Source organism: uncultured Lutibacter sp. (genome assembly GCF_947495725.1).
In the GTDB taxonomy this organism is placed as follows: Bacteria; Bacteroidota; Bacteroidia; order Flavobacteriales; family Flavobacteriaceae; genus Lutibacter.
On sequence record NZ_CANLZZ010000005.1, the window covers coordinates 63862 to 82477 of the forward strand.

The 18616-nt window shown below is 29.2% G+C and carries 13 protein-coding genes; 11 read left to right on the forward strand and 2 right to left on the reverse strand.

All coding sequences use genetic code 11. From position 1 onward, the window contains the following. Positions 1-2 precede the first annotated feature (2 nt). Positions 3-1616, reverse strand: coding sequence for a CTP synthase (locus Q0776_RS12340; RefSeq protein WP_298368688.1), 1614 nt, complete (start codon positions 1614-1616; stop codon positions 3-5). Positions 1617-1783: 167 nt separating this feature from the next. After that, positions 1784-2662, reverse strand: a complete 879-nt coding sequence (locus Q0776_RS12345; protein WP_298368690.1) for an SDR family oxidoreductase — start codon at positions 2660-2662, stop codon at positions 1784-1786. Between the two features lie 274 nt (positions 2663-2936). Between Q0776_RS12345 and Q0776_RS12350 the strand changes: the two genes are divergently transcribed. From Q0776_RS12350 to crtI, 11 genes are all read left to right on the forward strand, one after another. Beyond that, positions 2937-3374, forward strand: a complete 438-nt coding sequence (locus Q0776_RS12350; RefSeq protein ID WP_298368691.1) for a YfiR/HmsC family protein — start codon at positions 2937-2939, stop codon at positions 3372-3374. A gap of 7 nt (positions 3375-3381) precedes the next feature. Beyond that, positions 3382-5706, forward strand: coding sequence for a TonB-dependent receptor (locus tag Q0776_RS12355; protein WP_298368694.1), 2325 nt, complete (start codon positions 3382-3384; stop codon positions 5704-5706). 50 nt (positions 5707-5756) lie between these two features. Then, complete coding sequence (locus tag Q0776_RS12360; RefSeq protein ID WP_298368696.1) at positions 5757-8072, forward strand: TonB-dependent receptor; 2316 nt, start codon at positions 5757-5759, stop codon at positions 8070-8072. Positions 8073-8118: 46 nt separating this feature from the next. After that, positions 8119-8592, forward strand: a complete 474-nt coding sequence (locus Q0776_RS12365) for a hypothetical protein (RefSeq protein ID WP_298368699.1) — start codon at positions 8119-8121, stop codon at positions 8590-8592. 87 nt (positions 8593-8679) lie between these two features. Then, complete coding sequence (locus tag Q0776_RS12370; RefSeq protein ID WP_298368702.1) at positions 8680-10380, forward strand: ATP-binding protein; 1701 nt, start codon at positions 8680-8682, stop codon at positions 10378-10380. Positions 10381-10397: 17 nt separating this feature from the next. Then, entirely contained in the window at positions 10398-10793 is a 396-nt protein-coding gene (locus Q0776_RS12375; RefSeq protein WP_298368705.1) for a response regulator, read from the forward strand. Positions 10794-10803: 10 nt separating this feature from the next. Beyond that, on the forward strand, positions 10804-12561 hold the full coding sequence (locus Q0776_RS12380) for a response regulator (RefSeq protein ID WP_298368708.1): 1758 nt from the start codon (positions 10804-10806) through the stop codon (positions 12559-12561). A 378-nt stretch (positions 12562-12939) separates the two neighbouring features. Further along, complete coding sequence (gene rpmH, locus Q0776_RS12385) at positions 12940-13101, forward strand: 50S ribosomal protein L34 (protein ID WP_115882330.1); 162 nt, start codon at positions 12940-12942, stop codon at positions 13099-13101. Positions 13102-13243: 142 nt separating this feature from the next. Beyond that, positions 13244-16096 carry a carbamoyl-phosphate synthase large subunit gene (gene carB / locus Q0776_RS12390; protein ID WP_298368714.1) on the forward strand — a complete coding sequence of 951 codons (2853 nt, stop codon included), beginning with the start codon at positions 13244-13246 and terminating at the stop codon, positions 16094-16096. 101 nt (positions 16097-16197) lie between these two features. Beyond that, positions 16198-17097, forward strand: a complete 900-nt coding sequence (locus Q0776_RS12395; protein WP_298368717.1) for a MerR family transcriptional regulator — start codon at positions 16198-16200, stop codon at positions 17095-17097. 55 nt (positions 17098-17152) lie between these two features. Then, complete coding sequence (gene crtI / locus Q0776_RS12400; protein WP_298368720.1) at positions 17153-18610, forward strand: phytoene desaturase family protein; 1458 nt, start codon at positions 17153-17155, stop codon at positions 18608-18610. The last annotated feature ends 6 nt before the right edge of the window (positions 18611-18616 follow it).

Sequence of the window (18616 nt, forward strand, 5' to 3'; positions counted from 1 at the left end):
TATTAAGTCAAAGAGTGTTCCAAAGAGGCTTTTACAAAATCAACAAATAATGGATGTGGGTTTAACACCGTACTTTTATATTCTGGGTGGTATTGAACTCCTACAAACCAAGGATGCGAAGGAATTTCAATAACTTCAACTAAATCCGTTTTAGGGTTTTTACCTGTAGCAATCATTCCTGCTTTTTCAATTTGAGTTAAATAATCACTATTAAACTCGTATCTATGTCTGTGACGTTCACTAATTAATTCTTTTTTGTAAATGCCTTGAATTTTACTTCCTTCTTTTAATTTACAATCCCAAGCACCTAAACGCATTGTACCTCCATAATTGGTAATGCTTTTTTGTTCTTCCATTAAATCAATAACTGGGTGCTTTGTTTTTTTATTCATTTCGGCAGAATTTGCATCGGCAAAACCTAATACATTTCTCGAAAATTCAATTACTGCCATTTGCATTCCTAAACAAATACCTAAGAAAGGTATGTTATTTTCACGTGCATATTTAACAGCTTCAATTTTTCCTTCAATACCTCTTTCTCCAAATCCTGGAGCTACTAAAATTCCGTTTAAACCATTTAATAATTCGGGAACATTTCCAATAGTAAGTTCTTCAGAATGAATCCATTCAATTTCAACTTTTACTTCGTTGGTTGCGCCTGCATGAATAAATGCTTCAGAAATTGATTTATAGGCATCTTTTAATTCTACATATTTACCAATTAATCCAATTTTAACGGTGCTTTTAGGGTTTTTATGTCGAGATAAGAACTGATTCCAAATATCAAGATTTGGTTCATTTTCTTGAGATAAATGTAATTTTTTTAATACAACAACATCTAAACCTTCATCTAACATTAAATTAGGAACATCATAAATTGTTTCGGCATCGATAGATTGAATAACATCTTCTTTTTTAACGTTGCAAAATAATGCTAATTTACGTTTAATGTCTTCTGAAATGGTATGTTCGGTTCTGCAAACTAAAACATCTGGGCTAACACCACTTTGCATTAACATTTTTACAGAGTGTTGAGTTGGTTTGGTTTTTAATTCACCTGCTGCAGCTAAATATGGAATAAGTGTTAAATGAATAACAATAGCATTTTCTTCTCCTAACTCCCAAGTTAATTGTCTAACCGACTCTACATATGGTAAAGATTCAATATCACCAACAGTACCACCAATTTCGGTAATTACAATGTCGTATTTTCCAGTTTTACCTAATATTTGAATTCTTCGTTTAATTTCATTTGTAATATGAGGAATGACCTGAACAGTTTTTCCTAAAAATTCTCCCTTACGCTCTTTGTCAATTACAGATTGGTAAATTCTACCAGTTGTAACATTATTTGCTTGTGATGTTGCAGTATTTAAATAACGCTCATAATGACCTAAATCTAGATCTGTTTCAGCTCCGTCATCAGTAACATAACATTCTCCATGTTCATAAGGATTTAATGTTCCTGGATCAATATTAATATATGGGTCTAGTTTTTGTATGGTTACTGAGTAACCTCTGCTTTGTAGTAATTTTGCCAAAGAAGCTGCTATAATTCCTTTTCCTAGGGAAGAAGTTACACCTCCAGTTACAAAAACATATTTTGTGTTTTTCATTATTCTTAGGTTTGCGCAAAAGTACTAACTCTATTTTAGTTGACAAAAACAAAACCCTTTAAAAACGCAAGTTTTTTTATGTGTTTGATTCAATTAAAGTATTATTTTATAAAATAGGTTCCATTTAAAATATGTCACATATTTTTCATGAATTGTTATGGGCTACATTATTTCTTTTTTTTATTTCTAATCATTGTTTCTAGCATATCCCACATTTCTTCAGAAACGTCTTCTAACATATTAAATTCTCCTGCACCTTTTAGCCATTCACCTCCATCTATAGTAATAACTTCTCCATTTATATAGGCAGAAAAATCGCTCATTAAATAGGCAGCTAAATTTGCTAATTCTTGATGTACACCAACTCTGCCAACTGGTACTTTCTTTTTTATATCAAATTTATCTTTTAAATCTCCTGGTAATAATCTATCCCAAGCGCCTTTTGTTGGAAAGGGGCCAGGTGCAATTGCATTTGAACGTATTCCATATTTAGCCCATTCAACAGCTAAAGAACGCGTCATTGCCAACACACCTGCTTTTGCAGTAGCAGAAGGAACAACATATGCAGAGCCTGTCCAAGCATAAGTTGTAACAATATTTAAAATTGTTGAGGTTTTTTGTTTTTCTTTTATCCAGTGTTTGCCAAAAGCCAACGTAAAATTTTTACTACCTTTTAAAACAATATCTATTATAGTGTCAAATGCATTTGCGGATAATCGTTCCGTTGGACTTATAAAATTACCTGCAGCGTTGTTTAAAAGTCCGTCAACTTTTCCAAATTCTTTAAGCGTTTCCTCTAAAACAACTTCAACTTCGCTGTAATTTCTTACATCACATTGCACAGCTAAAACTTTTCCGCCAGTTTTTCCTTCTAATTCAATTTTAGCCTTGTTTAACTTTTCAATATTTCTTGAAGTAATTACTACATGAGCTCCAAGTTTTAAAAAGTAGGTTGTCATAGATTTTCCCAATCCACTGCCACCTCCAGTAACCACGATAACCTTACCTTTTAATGCGTTGTCTTTAAGCATTGGTTTTTGAAACATAATTCAATTAATTTTTAAGTATTATGTAATAAATGTAGCATAATGTTTTGAATTAGTGACATTTTTACTGTTTTTTCTATTTAAATGATAATTATCATTTAAATAGAAAAATTAAAATATTAAATTGCTGTTCGTGTAAAACCCAATAATTAAGCGAAGAGATTTTGATTAAATGATTAATTTAAAATTCGTCCCTTTTTCGCCCTTTTTGAGTAAAAGTATATTCGTTTTATTCATCATAATTAATTCAGCATCTTATTGTTATGGTCAAAACATGCTTGTTCCTGAAAACATACAAGCAGCACTTTTACCTAAAGTTTTAAAATTTAATCCAGAAATTTCACAAAAGGCAAAGGTTAAAATGCTAATTGTGTACGATAATAATTCTCAGAATAATAAGGATGAGTTTTTTAAGGAATTGAGCCAGGTAATGGAGGTAAAAGCAATAAGGTCTAATGAGCTAGAAGAAGCTATTGACGGTTATGATCTTGTTTATTTTATGCCTGGGCTTGATGATTTTTCGATGATATGCAAAAGAAGTAAAGTGCTATCAGTTACTGGAATTTCCCAATATGTTGAACATGGGAAAATTTCCTTAGGATTTGGAATACAGAATAATAAGCCAAAGATATTGGTGAATTTAACATCTTTAGAAGAAGAAGGTCAATCGCTTTCTTCGGATATTTTAAGAATTGCAAAAATTTTCAATTAAATCAGCTATGAGATTCACGAGAAAGTTTTTATTGTTTTTTTGCTTGGTATACGAAATGGTCGTTGATGTTTCAGCGCAACAAAATGAAGTTTATAATAAAATGACTTTAGAGGAATTATTAAATATTGATGTAGTTGTTACCGCTTCTAAAAGACCAGAAGATTTATTTGATACGCCATTATCTACTACTATTATTAGTAAGGAAGAAATTGAAAATTCTGGTGTTACAAGTATTCCAGAAGCTTTACGCTTATCACAAGGTGTAATTGTAAGAGAAATAACTCCAGGGAATTATGATATTCATATTAGAGGTTATGACGATATTACAAAAAATGTTTATATGACCTTACCTTATAACACCACAACACTTGTTATGATTGATAATCGTGTTGTATATAGTTATTTTAGTGGAGGAACGTTTTGGGAGACATTTCCAGTTGATATAAATGATGTGGAAAGAATTGAAGTTGTTAGGGGTGCGGCATCTGCATTATACGGTCCAAATGCTGTAACCGGAGTAATTAATATTATTACTTCGCACGCAACTAAAATAGGCAAGAATGTTGTTGCTAGTGGTATGGTTGGGACTAACAAAGCTAAAAATGCAAACGTAAACATTGGATATAATTGGGAAAATAAAACAAAACTTTCATTTTCAGGTAATTTTACGGAACGCTATCGTTTTGATAATAAATACTATGATTTTAACAAAAAAGATTATACATCAATAGATGAAATAACAATGTTTGTTTCTCCAATAAAAGATAGAGATAACAATGAGGTTTGGACATTTAAAGAATATCAAGAAACACTAGGCGCACATTATGATGTGGATCTTAGTTTAAGAAAACTAGGAGGAAACATTTATTTTTCTCATAATTTCTCTGAGCGATTAAATATTGATATTGCTGCTGGAGCGCAAAAATCACAAAGTCAAAAAACAGGCTTTCTAAATTTTTCTACACCATTGTCTCAAACAGAATCGAAAAGCTATTATTTAAATACGAAAATAAATTATAATAATCTTAGAGGTCAATTAAGTATAAATTCGGGACATGATAATAGCAATTACAAATTTAATTCATATAAGTTTACAAATATAGAAGGTGATCTTGAATATTTTAAACAGTTTAAATCTATATGTATTCGACCTGGAATAGGTTATAAATATTTGTCTTATAATAGTCCTGTTACTTATAATGATCCATTCAATTTTAATGTCTTAAATTATCAATATAAAGATGAAGCTAGAGTTGCTTCGGTTTATTCGGCATTTATGTTGTCGGAATGGAGGCCTACTTCAAAGCTCAGATTAATTGGGGCTATTCGTGTAGATAAATTCGATATTAATAAGAACTATTTTACTATTTATGAAATTGCCCTTACTTATCGTTTAAATAAAAATAACTTAATTCGAGGCGCTCATTCAAAAGCAAATAAATCACCTTTCTTTTTTGATTCGTACATAAGTAGCAGTCTTTTACTAAAAATGGATGTAGAAAGTGAAGGAGGACAACCTTCAATATCGATACCTATTAGTTTAAAAATTAATGGTCAAAAAGATTTAAAATACCCTGCAATTACAAACCAGGAAATTGGTTGGAGAACAAAATTTAATTCAAATTTAAACTTAGATGTTGAATTGTTTTATTCAAAAGTAAATAATTTTGTAAATGCAAACATTTACCGTCAATTTACAGTAGTTCAACAATTAAATGAAAGTGGAGCCCCAGAATCTTTAGTTTCTGCAAATGTAGACGGAAATGCTCTATTTGAAAATTATGACCTTAAGGCAAGTCAATATGGTGCTGGTTTTACTTTAAATTATGATATTTCTAATGTATTTAAGGCTAAATTTTTTGGAACTTATCAGCATACCAATATTTCAGGAAATAAAGATATAAATATTGAGGTTACCAATATTCACTTTGATGATATTGCTCCTGATAACACCCTTACTTCCACAATAACTTCAAAAATGAATCCGATACAATGGAGCAACGAAGTGACACCTTCATTTTTTGGTGGTTTTGTATTGAATTATAAACCAAATAAAAAATGGAATTTTAATACAGATGCATATATGTATTCCAACCAGAAATTCACAAACTATAATTATTATAAAATAACAGATGAAACTAGTATTGATAATTCATTGATAGAAATAGATGTCAATGCAAATATTATTTTAAACACAAAAGCATCATATAAATTAAATAAAAACACAACAACAAATTTTATATTAAAAAACATTTTAGGAAACCATTATGAATATGGTTTTGCTGATCAAATTGGAAGGCAATTTCTAGTTGGTTTAAAATGGGAGCTATAAATATGACTAAAACATAAAAAAATCATTAGTTATTAAGTTTAAAATTTATAATGAAAGTAAGGGCAAAAATATTATTACTATTAGTTTTTCTGATAAGTATTCACTTATCGGCTCAGAAAAGTAGTGTGTATAATAATATGTCTTTAGATGAAATTTTAAATATTGATGTTGTGGTTACAGCTTCAAAACAACCAGAAGATTTATTTGAAACTCCATTGTCAGTTTCAATAATTAACAAGGAGGATATTGATAGAGCAGGAGCAACAAGTATTATGGAAGCTCTTCGGTTGTCGCAAGGGTTAATTGTAAGAGAAATAACACCAGGAAATTTTGATGTTCAAATTAGAGGTTTCGATGATATTACTAAAAACGCTTATGTTTCCCTTCCGTATAACACAACTATCCTTGTTATGATTGATAATAGGATTGTTTATGATTATTATTCTGGAGGTACGCTTTGGGAAACTTTAACTGTTGATATAAATGACATTGAGCGTATTGAAATAGTTAGAGGACCTGCATCAGCTTTATACGGGCCAAATGCGGCTACAGGTGTAATTAACATTATTACTTCGCATTCAAATGAAAGGGGTTTAAATGCGTGTGCTACTGGTAATATGGGGAATGCAAACACTAAAATTGTAAATGCAAATATTGGTTATAACTGGGATGATAAAACAAGTTTAACGCTTACGGGAAATTATTCAGAACGCAATCGATTTGATAACCTATATTATAATTCATTTGATCAAAATTATTCTTCGTTGGAAGATATGAAATTGATGTTCGATATTGAAAAAGATCCAATTACGCATGAATCTTGGATTTATAAAGATTTTAGCAATTATTCGAATAGCACATATAACATAGACAAAAGTTTACAAAAAAGAGGTGCCAATTTATTTTTTACACACCAATTTAATGAGGGTTCCAACTTTAATATCGCTTTTGGTGCGCAAAAATCACAAAGTCAAAAAATAGGTTTTTTAAATTTTGCAACACCTTTATCTCAGTATAATTCTAATAGTTTTTATGTTGATAATAAATTTAAAATTAATAATTTTTATGGGCAAGTAAATCTCTCTAAAGGAAAGGTTAATGGTAATTCGTTTAATTCTTTTAAATTTCAAAATCTAGATGCTAACTTAGAGTATCAATACCGTTTTAGTAATTTTAGTTTACGACCAGGAATAAGTTTCAAAAGTAGTAATTATAATAGTCCTGTTACAAATGACACTCCATTTGACTTATATAATCTTAATTATAATTTGAAAGAAGAGTCGAGAGTTTTTAATAGTTATTCTGCTTCACTTCTTGCCGATTGGAAGCCATTGTCTAAACTAAGATTAATTGGTGGGTTTCGTATTGATAAATTCAATATCAATAAAAACTATTTCACTAATTATGAACTTGCAGCTACATACCGTTTAAATAAAAATAATTTGTTCCGTGCTGTTTATTCAAAGGCCAACCGTTCACCTTCTTTCTTTGATACTTTTTTTAATACAAAAATGAATTTCTATAATGGATTAGTGGTAGAACCCAATCCTGATATGATTTATGTACCTATAGAACAACATATTTTAGCTAAAAGAGATCAAAACTACCCTACCAATACTAGTTTTGAATTGAGTTGGCGTGGGAAATTAAGTGATAAGTTAACTATAGATACGGAGCTTTTTTATCAAAAAAATAAGAATCTCTTAGCATCTGTAGAATACCGAGAAATAAGTGCTGAAGCTCAGTTAAATGATGAAAATGAAGTTGAATCTGTTATCTCAGGATCTGGTTATGCTAATATGTTTTTTGAAAATTACGATTTTGGATCTTCGCAAGTAGGTTTAAGTTTTATGTTAAATTATACACCAAATTCACAAGTTGATTTTAAATTTTATGGAACTCTCCAAAAAACTTTTTTACATGATAATACAGAATTTGAGTTCAATACTACGGATACAAGATACTCCTTGGATTCAGAAACAAATATATTAAGTTCAACCACGTATTCAAATGTTAATATGACTTTGTTAAGTGACAAGCTTACACCAACTTTTTATGGAGGTTTAATTTTTAATTATAAACCAAATAATCGACTAAATTTAAATATAAATAGTTATTTATATTCTAAACAAGTATTTGACGGAATGCCCGTTGATAATGTTATTTCCGACTATACTGGCGAATATTATTATAGAAATGCAACTATTGATCCTAATGCAATTATAAATGCAAAAATTAGCTATAATTTATTGAAGAATACAAATGTTTTTGTTTCAATGAAAAATTTATTAGGAGAGCAATATCAATTTGGATTTGCCGATAAAATTGGAACAACTTTAATGATTGGATTTCAATGGAAATATTAAATACTAAATATAAATCAACCCTAATGTAAATTTTAAAACCCTTATTATGAAAAAATTAACCTACTTAACTGCAATTATTCTTTTTGTGTTCAATTTATCTTCATGTAGTAGTGATGATGATTCTCCAGAAAAAGGTATAAACAGCTTGCTCACAGGTAAATCCTGGGCTGCTCAAAGTAAAATAATTACCCCAAGTGTTGTTGTTAGTGGATTTGAGGTAACAGATCTAATGTTTCTTGAATCTGAAGAGGTTAGAAAATATTCCTATAAATATAACGATGATGGAACTATTTTTCAATATGATATTTCCAAAAAACTTATTTTTCAAACCACATGGACAATTAATTCTGATGAAACTCAAATAACCTTTAAAGAGCCTATTTTATTTACGTATCCAATAGTGGGTGAAATTGGTATAACCACATTTACTGTTGAGTCAATTTCTTCGTCAAAAATGATAGCTACAATACCAGCATCATACGACGGGGTAGATTATTTACTAACTATTACATTTATGTAGTTTTTAATTAAATCTTGGAAAAAAACCTCATTAATAATAAACTAAATTTTACCTATGCTGTTTAAAAACCTTTCTATTAAAGTGAAAATGATATTAATAATTCAATTAGTATCGTTGTTATCACTTTCTTTAGGTTTTACGTATGTAATAGTTAATACCATTGCAAGTTTTAAACAAGACATGCAAAACAACACAATTATTAATGCAACCTTAATAGGAGATTACTGTGCTGTTCCATTAGATTTTGGGATGACTGATAATGCAAAAGAAACACTTGAAAAATTACAAAATATACCTTCTGTAGAAATTGGAATTGTTTATAATAATAAAAATGAAATTTTTGCAGAATTTTATAAAAATGGAGAAAAAGTTGATGTTTTACCACCTTTAAATAATAAGTCTTGGAGTAGTTTTGAAGGAGATTATTTAAATGTTTATCAGGATATTCAATATGAAAATAAATCGGCAGGAACAATTTATTTAAAAGTATCAACCGAGGAATTGTATTTAAAAATAAAGGAATATTTAATAACCATGTTTGGGCTTCTAATTGTGTTGCTAATTGGAAACTACTTTTTAGCAAAAAAATTACAAGGCATTCTTTCAAAACCAATTTTTAATTTAACAAATGCCACTAAGAAAATTTCTAACGAAGGTAATTATAAACACAGAGTTGAAAAACATGGTAATGACGAAATTGGCATGTTGGTTGATGAATACAATAAAATGCTAGCAAAGATATTTGAACGTGAAGAGGCTTTAAAACAACGTACAAATGAGTTAACAAAAACATTAAGTGATTTAAAACAAACACAACAAAAATTAGTAAATTCAGAAAAACTTGCTGCACTTGGGCAATTAACTGCAGGTGTCGCTCACGAAATTAATACTCCTTTAGGGGCTATTAGATCGTCGATTGGAAATTTTAAAAATTCATTAAAAATAGTAATAAAAGAATATCCAATATTTATAAATCAATTACCCGAATCAACAAAAAAGACATTTTTTTCTTTATTGGAAAGCTCCTTAAAAAACCAACATTTTTTAACCTCAAAAGAGGAGAGAATTAACAAAAAGAAAATTACAAATATTTTAGAAAGTTACAATATAGATAATGCATACTCTTTTGCTGATACCTTTGTAGATATGATGGTTGTTGAAAATATTGAAAAGTATATAGACCTTTTAAAACAAGAAGATTCAGAAGCTATTATTGATATGGCATATAAACTAACAGGTTTACAAAGAAGCACTAATAATATTGAATTTGCAGCTAATAAGGCATCTAAAGTTATTTTTGCTCTCAAAAATTCTTCAAGAATTGGTTATTCAGATGAACAAAAGCTATTTAATATAATTGATGGAATTGAAACCGTACTAACCCTTTATAATAATCAAATTAAACAAGGTATAGAAGTTTCGAAAATCTATGGACCTATACCTGAAATTCTTTGTTACCCAGACGAATTAAATCAGGTATGGACTAATATATTGCATAATGCCATTTATGCCATGGATTTAAGCGGAAATTTAGAAATTAAAGTTTATGCAAAAGGAGAAGAGGTTGTTGTTTCGATAACAGATAGCGGTAAAGGAATTTTACCAACGGAAATAGGTAAAGTGTTTGATCCGTTTTTTACAACAAAACCAGAAGGAGAAGGAACGGGTATTGGTTTGGATATTGCAAAACGCATTATAGATAAGCATAACGGAAAAATAGAAGTTAAAAGTAAACCAGGGAAAACAACTTTTAGCGTTTACCTTCCAATAAAAACGAAGAATACATAATAAATTTAACGAAAATCATGAAAAAAACTATAATTCTTTGTGTTGATGATGAAAAAATTATTTTAAACAGTATTAAAACTCAGTTGAAAGAAAATTATGGAAATGTATTTTTATATGAAACAGCAGAGAGTGCTACTGAGGCTTTAGAAATAATTGAAGAAATGATGGGCGATTTAAATGCAAATTTAATTGTAATTAGCGACTGGCTAATGCCTGTAATTAAAGGTGATGAGTTTCTTATTAAAGTTCATAATAAATATCCTCAGTCATTAAAAATTATGTTAACAGGACAAGCAGATCTTAAGTCGATAGAAAAAACAAAAAAAGAAGCTAACTTATATAAATGTATAAGAAAACCATGGATGAAATCTGAATTGTTTTCATGTATTGACTCTGGAATTTTATTAATTTAAAAAGAGTGTTATGAAAAAAGAAATAATATTTTGTATTGATGATGAAAAGATTGTTTTAAACAGTTTAAAAGCTGAATTGAAAAATGAATTTGGAAGCAATTATATTATTGAAACTGCCGAGTCTGGAATTGAAGCTTTAGAAGCTATAGATAATTTATTGGCATTAAATTATAAACTACCCATTGTTATTGTAGACTATGCTATGCCAGGAATGAAAGGCGATGAACTTTTAAAAATAATCCATAAAATAGCTCCAAGTACATTAAAAATACTTTTAACGGGGCAAGCAACCGTTGAGGGGGTTGCAAATTCTATTAATAATGCAAATTTATATAGATATATTGCAAAGCCTTGGAATACTAACGATCTAATTCTTACAATACAACATGGTTTAAAAAGATATCATCTAGAAGGACAACTTAAATTTCAAAATGAAAAATTATTAGAATTAAGCAATTCACTTGAAAAAAAAGTTGAATTACGCACGCTAGAACTCGAAAACAAAAATAAGTTGCTTTTAAAAACAGAAAAAGAAATAAAACTTCAAAATGAGAACTTAGAACTATACAAAAATCATTTAGAAGAAATAGTTGAAGAAAGAACAAGAGACCTAAATATCTCCAAAGAAAGAGCAGAAGAGAATAATCGATTAAAATCAGCTTTTCTGGCCAATATGTCTCATGAAATTAGGACTCCAATGAATGGGATTTTGGGGTTTTCAGAGCTTTTAAAAAATCCTAAAATTTCAATAGAAAAGCAACAAAAATTTATTGATATTATTTTTAAAAGCGGGCAACGATTATTAAATACTTTAAATGATTTAATGGATATTTCTATGCTTGAAACCGGTCAGGTTAAGTTAAATCTGAAAGAAGTAAATGTAAATAATGAGATTGAAAATATATATTCGCTTTTTAAATTGGAAGCAACAAACAAAGGATTGTATTTTAATTTATTAAAACCAAAAGAAAATAATGAAATTATAATAAGTACTGATAGTGAGAAATTATATGGTATTTTAAGTAATCTTATTAAAAATGCCATAAAATATACAAATGTTGGTGGAATTGAATTTGGGTATACAATAAAAGATAATTCTTTAGTGTTTTTTGTTTCAGACACAGGAATAGGAATTCCAAAAAATAAGCAAGAAGCAATTTTTGATCGATTTGTACAGGCTGATATAGAGGATAAAAAAGTTTATGAAGGAATTGGGTTGGGATTATCAATAGCTAGATCTTACGCTAAAATGCTTAAAGGATGTGTAACAGTTGAATCTATTGAAAATGAAGGGTCTAAATTTAATTTTAAAATTCCATTAACCAACTTAAACGAACAAAAAGATAATGTAATTTTAGACCCAATAAATTATAATAAAGAGAAGCCTACGAAAATAAAAATATTAGTAGCGGAGGATGAGGAGATAACAACATTTTTGTTGTCTCAAATTTTAAAAGATATAAGTTCAGAGTTGCTTTTTGCAGAAAATGGAGAAGAAGCAATTGAAATATATAAAAATAATAGAGATGTTGATGTTATTTTAATGGATGTAAAAATGCCAGTTATGGGCGGTTATGAAGCAACTTCCAAAATTAGAGAATTTGATAAAGAAATTATTATTATTGCACAAACCGCTTACGCATTATCCGACGATATTAAAAAAGCCTTAAATTCAGGTTTTACCGATTACGTTTCCAAACCAATTAATAAGAATATTTTAATTTCAAAAATATATAAACATTTAAGTGAAAGGCTTATTTCTCAATAAGTTTTATTTAGTTAATTAAAAAAGAAATGATTATCTAAATTACTTTACTGTTATACTAGTATTCTTTTATTTGTAAAAGGTTGATTAAATAAAAAATAAAAAGTATTTAAAAGAGGCTTAAAAATAACTATTAGCACACTTTGTTATTGAAAAAACAATAGCTCATAAATGTTAGCTTTTTAAGCGTTTATCAATAATTTAAGTACTTTTGTAAGACCTAAATTATCTCATTTTTTTAGACGAATAAATTTTTTTTAATTTTTTTTATAAATCTATTTGTCAAAGAAAAAAGTAATTGTATATTTGCCCACGCTTTTAGGGAGATTAATTCAACCGAAAGCATCAACTTAAGAAACACGATATTTAAAGATATTTATAATGAGTAAAAGAACTTATCAGCCGTCAAAAAGAAAGAGAAGAAACAAACATGGTTTTAGAGAGCGTATGGCTTCTGCAACGGGAAGAAAAGTGTTAGCGAGAAGAAGAGCTAAAGGTAGAAAAAGATTAAGTGTTTCTTCAGACGCAAGACCAAAGAAATAATGAAACAATAGTTTTATATATAAGGTGTTACTTTTTTTTAGTAACACCTTTTTTTTGACCTTTTGATAAGTTTTGAAAACTTAATTTTAGAAAAAAACGATTTTTATTGATATTTACAAAAATTTATATTTAACACAAACAAATGCCTAAAAACAAAAACATTAAGTCGATTTTAATAATTGGTTCTGGTCCAATTATTATTGGTCAAGCCTGTGAATTTGATTACTCTGGATCTCAAGCAATTAGATCATTAAAAGAAGAGGGGATTGAAGTAACTTTAATCAACTCTAATCCTGCAACTATCATGACCGATCCGTCCTTAGCGGATAATGTTTATTTGAAACCATTAACTACAAAATCTATAATTGAGATTTTACAAATGCATCCAAATATTGATGCGGTATTACCTACAATGGGTGGTCAAACTGCATTAAATTTATGTATTGAAGCTGATGATAAAGGTATTTGGGAAGATTTTAATGTAGAGTTAATAGGTGTTGATATTGACGCGATTAATATAACAGAAGATCGAGAACAGTTTAGAAAATTGATGATTGAAATTGGTGTAGGTCAGGCACCTTCAACAACTGCAACTTCATTTTTAAAAGGTAAAGAAATTGCTCAAGAATACGGGTTTCCTCTAGTAATTCGTCCTTCTTTTACTTTAGGTGGTTTTGGAGCTTCAATTGTGTATGATAAAAAAGATTTTGACGATTTATTAAGTAGAGGTTTAGAAGCTTCGCCCATTCATGAAGTAATTATAGATAAAGCCTTACTTGGTTGGAAAGAATATGAGTTAGAATTGTTAAGAGATAGTAATGATAATGTTGTTATTGTTTGTACAATTGAAAATATGGATCCAATGGGAATTCATACAGGAGATTCAATTACGGTTGCTCCAGCAATGACACTAAGCGACACTACTTTCCAAAGAATGCGTGATATGGCAATTCATATGATGCGTTCAATTGGAGATTTTGCCGGTGGTTGTAATGTGCAGTTTGCGGTAAGTCCTGATGAAAAAGAAGATATAATAGCTATTGAAATTAATCCACGTGTATCTCGTTCTTCAGCTTTAGCATCAAAAGCAACAGGTTATCCTATTGCAAAAATTGCCGCAAAATTAGCTATTGGATACCACTTAGATGAATTAAACAACCAAATTACAAAAACTACTTCGGCATTATTTGAGCCAACATTAGATTATGTAATTGTAAAAATACCACGTTGGAACTTTGATAAGTTTGAAGGCTCAGATAGAACTTTAGGACTTCAAATGAAATCGGTAGGTGAAGTTATGGGAATTGGTCGTTGTTTTCAAGAAGCGTTGCATAAAGCAACACAATCTTTAGAAATTAAACGAAATGGGTTAGGAGCTGATGGAAAAGGAGAAAAAGATTATGATACCATTATTCAAAAATTAAAATTTGCAAGCTGGGATCGTGTTTTTGTGATTTACGATGCTATTCAAATGGGAATTCCTTTGAGTAGAATTCACGAAATCACAAAAATTGATATGTGGTATTTAAAGCAATATGAAGAATTATTAGCTTTAGAAGTAGAAATTTCAACAAATAAATTAGAATCTTTATCATATGAATTATTGTTGGAAGCAAAACAAAAAGGTTTTGCAGATAGGCAAATAGCACATATGTTAGGTTGTTTAGAAAGTGAAGTAAAGGCTAAGAGAACAGAACTTGATATCAATCGCGTTTATAAATTGGTAGATACTTGTGCAGCTGAATTTAACGCACAAACACCATATTACTATTCAACTTTTGAAAATAAAATGATAACACCTGATGGTGTAATTAAAGCAGATAACGAAAGTATAGTTACAGATAAAAAGAAAATAATAGTTTTAGGCTCTGGACCAAATAGAATTGGACAAGGGATAGAATTTGATTATTGTTGTGTGCATGGTGTTTTAGCAGCTAAAGAGGCTGGTTATGAAACAATTATGATTAACTGTAATCCGGAGACAGTTTCAACTGATTTTGATACTGCAGATAAATTATATTTTGAGCCGGTATTTTGGGAGCATATTTACGATATTATTGAACATGAAAAACCAGAAGGTGTAATTGTTCAGTTAGGTGGACAAACAGCATTAAAATTAGCAGAGAAATTATCTAAATGGGGAGTTAAAATTATTGGAACAAGTTTTGAAGCACTTGATTTAGCTGAAGATAGAAAGCGTTTTTCTGAATTGTTAATTGATTTAGATATTCCATTTCCAAAATATGGAACAGCAACTACTGCTGATGAAGCTTCTGAAATAGCCGATAATTTAGATTTTCCAATTTTAGTTCGTCCATCTTATGTTTTAGGAGGTCAGGGAATGAAAATTGTAATTAATAAAGAAGAGTTAGAAAAGCATGTTGTAGATTTATTAAGGAAAATTCCTAATAATATGTTATTGCTAGACCATTATTTAGATGGTGCTATAGAAGCTGAAGCTGATGCAATATGTGATGGTGAAGATGTTTATATTATTGGAATTATGGAGCATATAGAGCCTTGTGGAGTGCATTCAGGAGATTCAAATGCTACCTTACCACCTTTTAATTTAGGTGAGTTTGTAATGCAGCAAATAAAAGATCATACCAAAAAAATTGCTTTGGCATTAGAAACTAAAGGGTTGATTAATATTCAGTTTGCCGTAAAAGATGATGTAGTTTATATAATTGAGGCTAATCCTAGAGCTTCACGTACGGTACCTTTTATTGCAAAAGCCTACCAAGAGCCTTACGTTAATTTTGCAACAAAGGTGATGTTAGGGGATAAAAAAGTAAAAGATTTCCAATTTAATCCACGACTTGAAGGTTTTGCAATTAAACAACCAGTTTTCTCATTTAACAAGTTTCCTAACGTAGATAAGAAATTAGGACCTGAAATGAAATCTACAGGGGAAAGCATTTTATTTATTGATTCGTTAAAAGATGATCAATTTTATGAATTATATTCTCGAAGAAAAATGTATTTAAATAAATAATATTTTTCACTTTAATAAAACAAAAAGAGTTCCATAATTTGGAACTCTTTTTGTTTAAACGAAAATTGTTTATATATTTGTTTAATTAAAATATTATTACATTGAACAATATTAAAACAGAATTTACCATAAAGGACCTTGAGAATTTTTCAGGTATTAAGGCTCATACTATTAGAATTTGGGAAAAAAGATACAATCTCCTAACTCCAAATAGAACAGAATCAAACATTCGATATTATGATATTTACAATCTCCAAAAATTGTTAAATGTATCTTTTCTTAACAATAATGGATTAAAAATTTCAAAAGTAGCAGACCTTCCTGAATCGAAGTTGAATGCAACTGTTAGAGAAATAATATCGAAAAAAGGAGCTGATTCTCAAGCTTCAAATACATTAAAATTAGCTATGCTAAATTTTGATGAAAACCTATTCAATGTAACATATAATAATTTAATTGCGCAATCTTCTTTAAGAAGTGTTTATAAGAATGTGTTTTTGCCTTTTTTAAATGAAATTGGTATGTTATGGCAAGTAAATTCAATAACTCCTGCTCATGAACATTTTATAACAAATCTTATTAAGCAAAAAATATTTATAAATATAGAGCGTTTACAACTTTCTTCTCCTACAAATTTTGATAAAGTATTTGTGTTGTATTTACCAATGAATGAAATTCATGAATTAGGTTTGCTGTATTTGCATTTTGAATTGTTGTTACATGGATATCAATCTATTTATTTGGGGCAAAGTGTGCCAGTGTCAAATTTAAATGATGTTCAAAAAGTATATAATTCTATCTGTTTTGTAAGTTATTTAACTGTTGAACCATCAAAAATATCTGTTTCTAATTATATTGAAAATGTTTCTAATACGGTTTTAAATGGAACCCAAGATGAGTTATGGTTAATGGGGAGAAAAACAGCAGAAATTAATGATAAGGTATCTTTAGACAAAATTAAATTGTTTAGTTCTATTGAAGAATTGTTAAATAATTTATAAAAATTCCTAAACAAATTTGTTTTCTGTTTAATTATAAACTATATTTGTTAAACAAATGAGAGATATAGTTATAATTGGATCAGGATTTTCATCATTGTCGGCTGCTAGTTATTTGGCTAAAGCTGGTAATAATGTTACAATTTTGGAAAAAAATGCCACATTAGGCGGAAGGGCAAGACAGTTTAAACAAGACGGCTTTACTTTCGATATGGGGCCAACTTGGTATTGGATGCCAGATGTTTTTGAAAAATATTTTGGAGATTTTAATAAGAAGCCTCAAGATTTTTATCAGCTTCAAAAGTTATCACCTGCATATCAAGTTTATTTCGGAAAAAGTGATTCCATAACCATTCCAGATAATTTAAATGACATTTATAAGATATTCGAAGAGGAAGAAGAAGGTAGTTCAAAATATTTAAAAGAATTTTTAATTTCGGCCAAATTTAATTATGAAGTAGCCATAAACGATTTAGTTTACAAGCCAGGTGAATCTATTTCAGAATTAATCAACTTTACTACAATCTCTAAAGTTAATCAGTTTTTTACTTCTATTAGTAAAACTGTTCGGAAGAAAATTAAGAGTCATAAATTGCAGCAAATTTTGGAGTTTCCGGTGTTGTTTTTAGGAGCTAAACCAACAAATACACCTGCTTTTTACAATTTTATGAACTATGCCGATTTTGGTTTAGGTACTTGGCACCCAAAAGGTGGAATGTTTGAGGTAGTTAAAGGTTTTGTAAGCTTAGCAACTAGTTTAGGGGTTCAAATTGAAACAAGTCAAAATGTTGAGAAGATTGTTGTTGAAAGTGGAAAAGTAAAAGGTCTTCAAGTAAATTCTAAATTTATAAAAGCTGATATTGTTATAAGTGGTGCAGACTATCATCATACCGAAACTTTATTAGATAAAAAATATAGAGTATATTCGGAAAAGTATTGGTTACAAAAAACATTTGCTCCTTCTGCATTACTTTTTTATGTAGGTTTTAATAAAAAATTAAAAAATGTATCGCATCATACTTTGTTTTTTGACACAGATTTTGATGTTCATGCCAAAGATATTTATGATAAGCCAAAATGGCCAAAGGAGCCGCTTTTTTATGCAAGTTTTTCAAGTATAACCGATAATAGTTTTGCCCCTATTTCAAAAGAAGCGGCAACCTTTTTAATTCCTTTAGCTCCTGGTTTAGTTGATATTCCTGAGGTGAGAGAAGAGTATTTTTTGAAAATTATGAATCGTTTAGAACAACTTACTGGTCAAAAATTAAAGGATGATGTTTTGTTTAATCAATCATATTGTGTTAACGATTTTAAAAGAGATTACAATTCGTATAAGGGAAATGCATATGGATTGGCAAATACGCTTTTTCAAACGGCCTTTTTGAGACCGAAAATTAAAAGTAAAAAAGTGAAAAATTTATTTTTTACAGGGCAATTAACTGTTCCCGGGCCAGGTGTTCCACCGGCAATAATTTCGGGAAAAATAGTTTCGGATATGGTTTTAAGAAACCTCTAAGTTTAA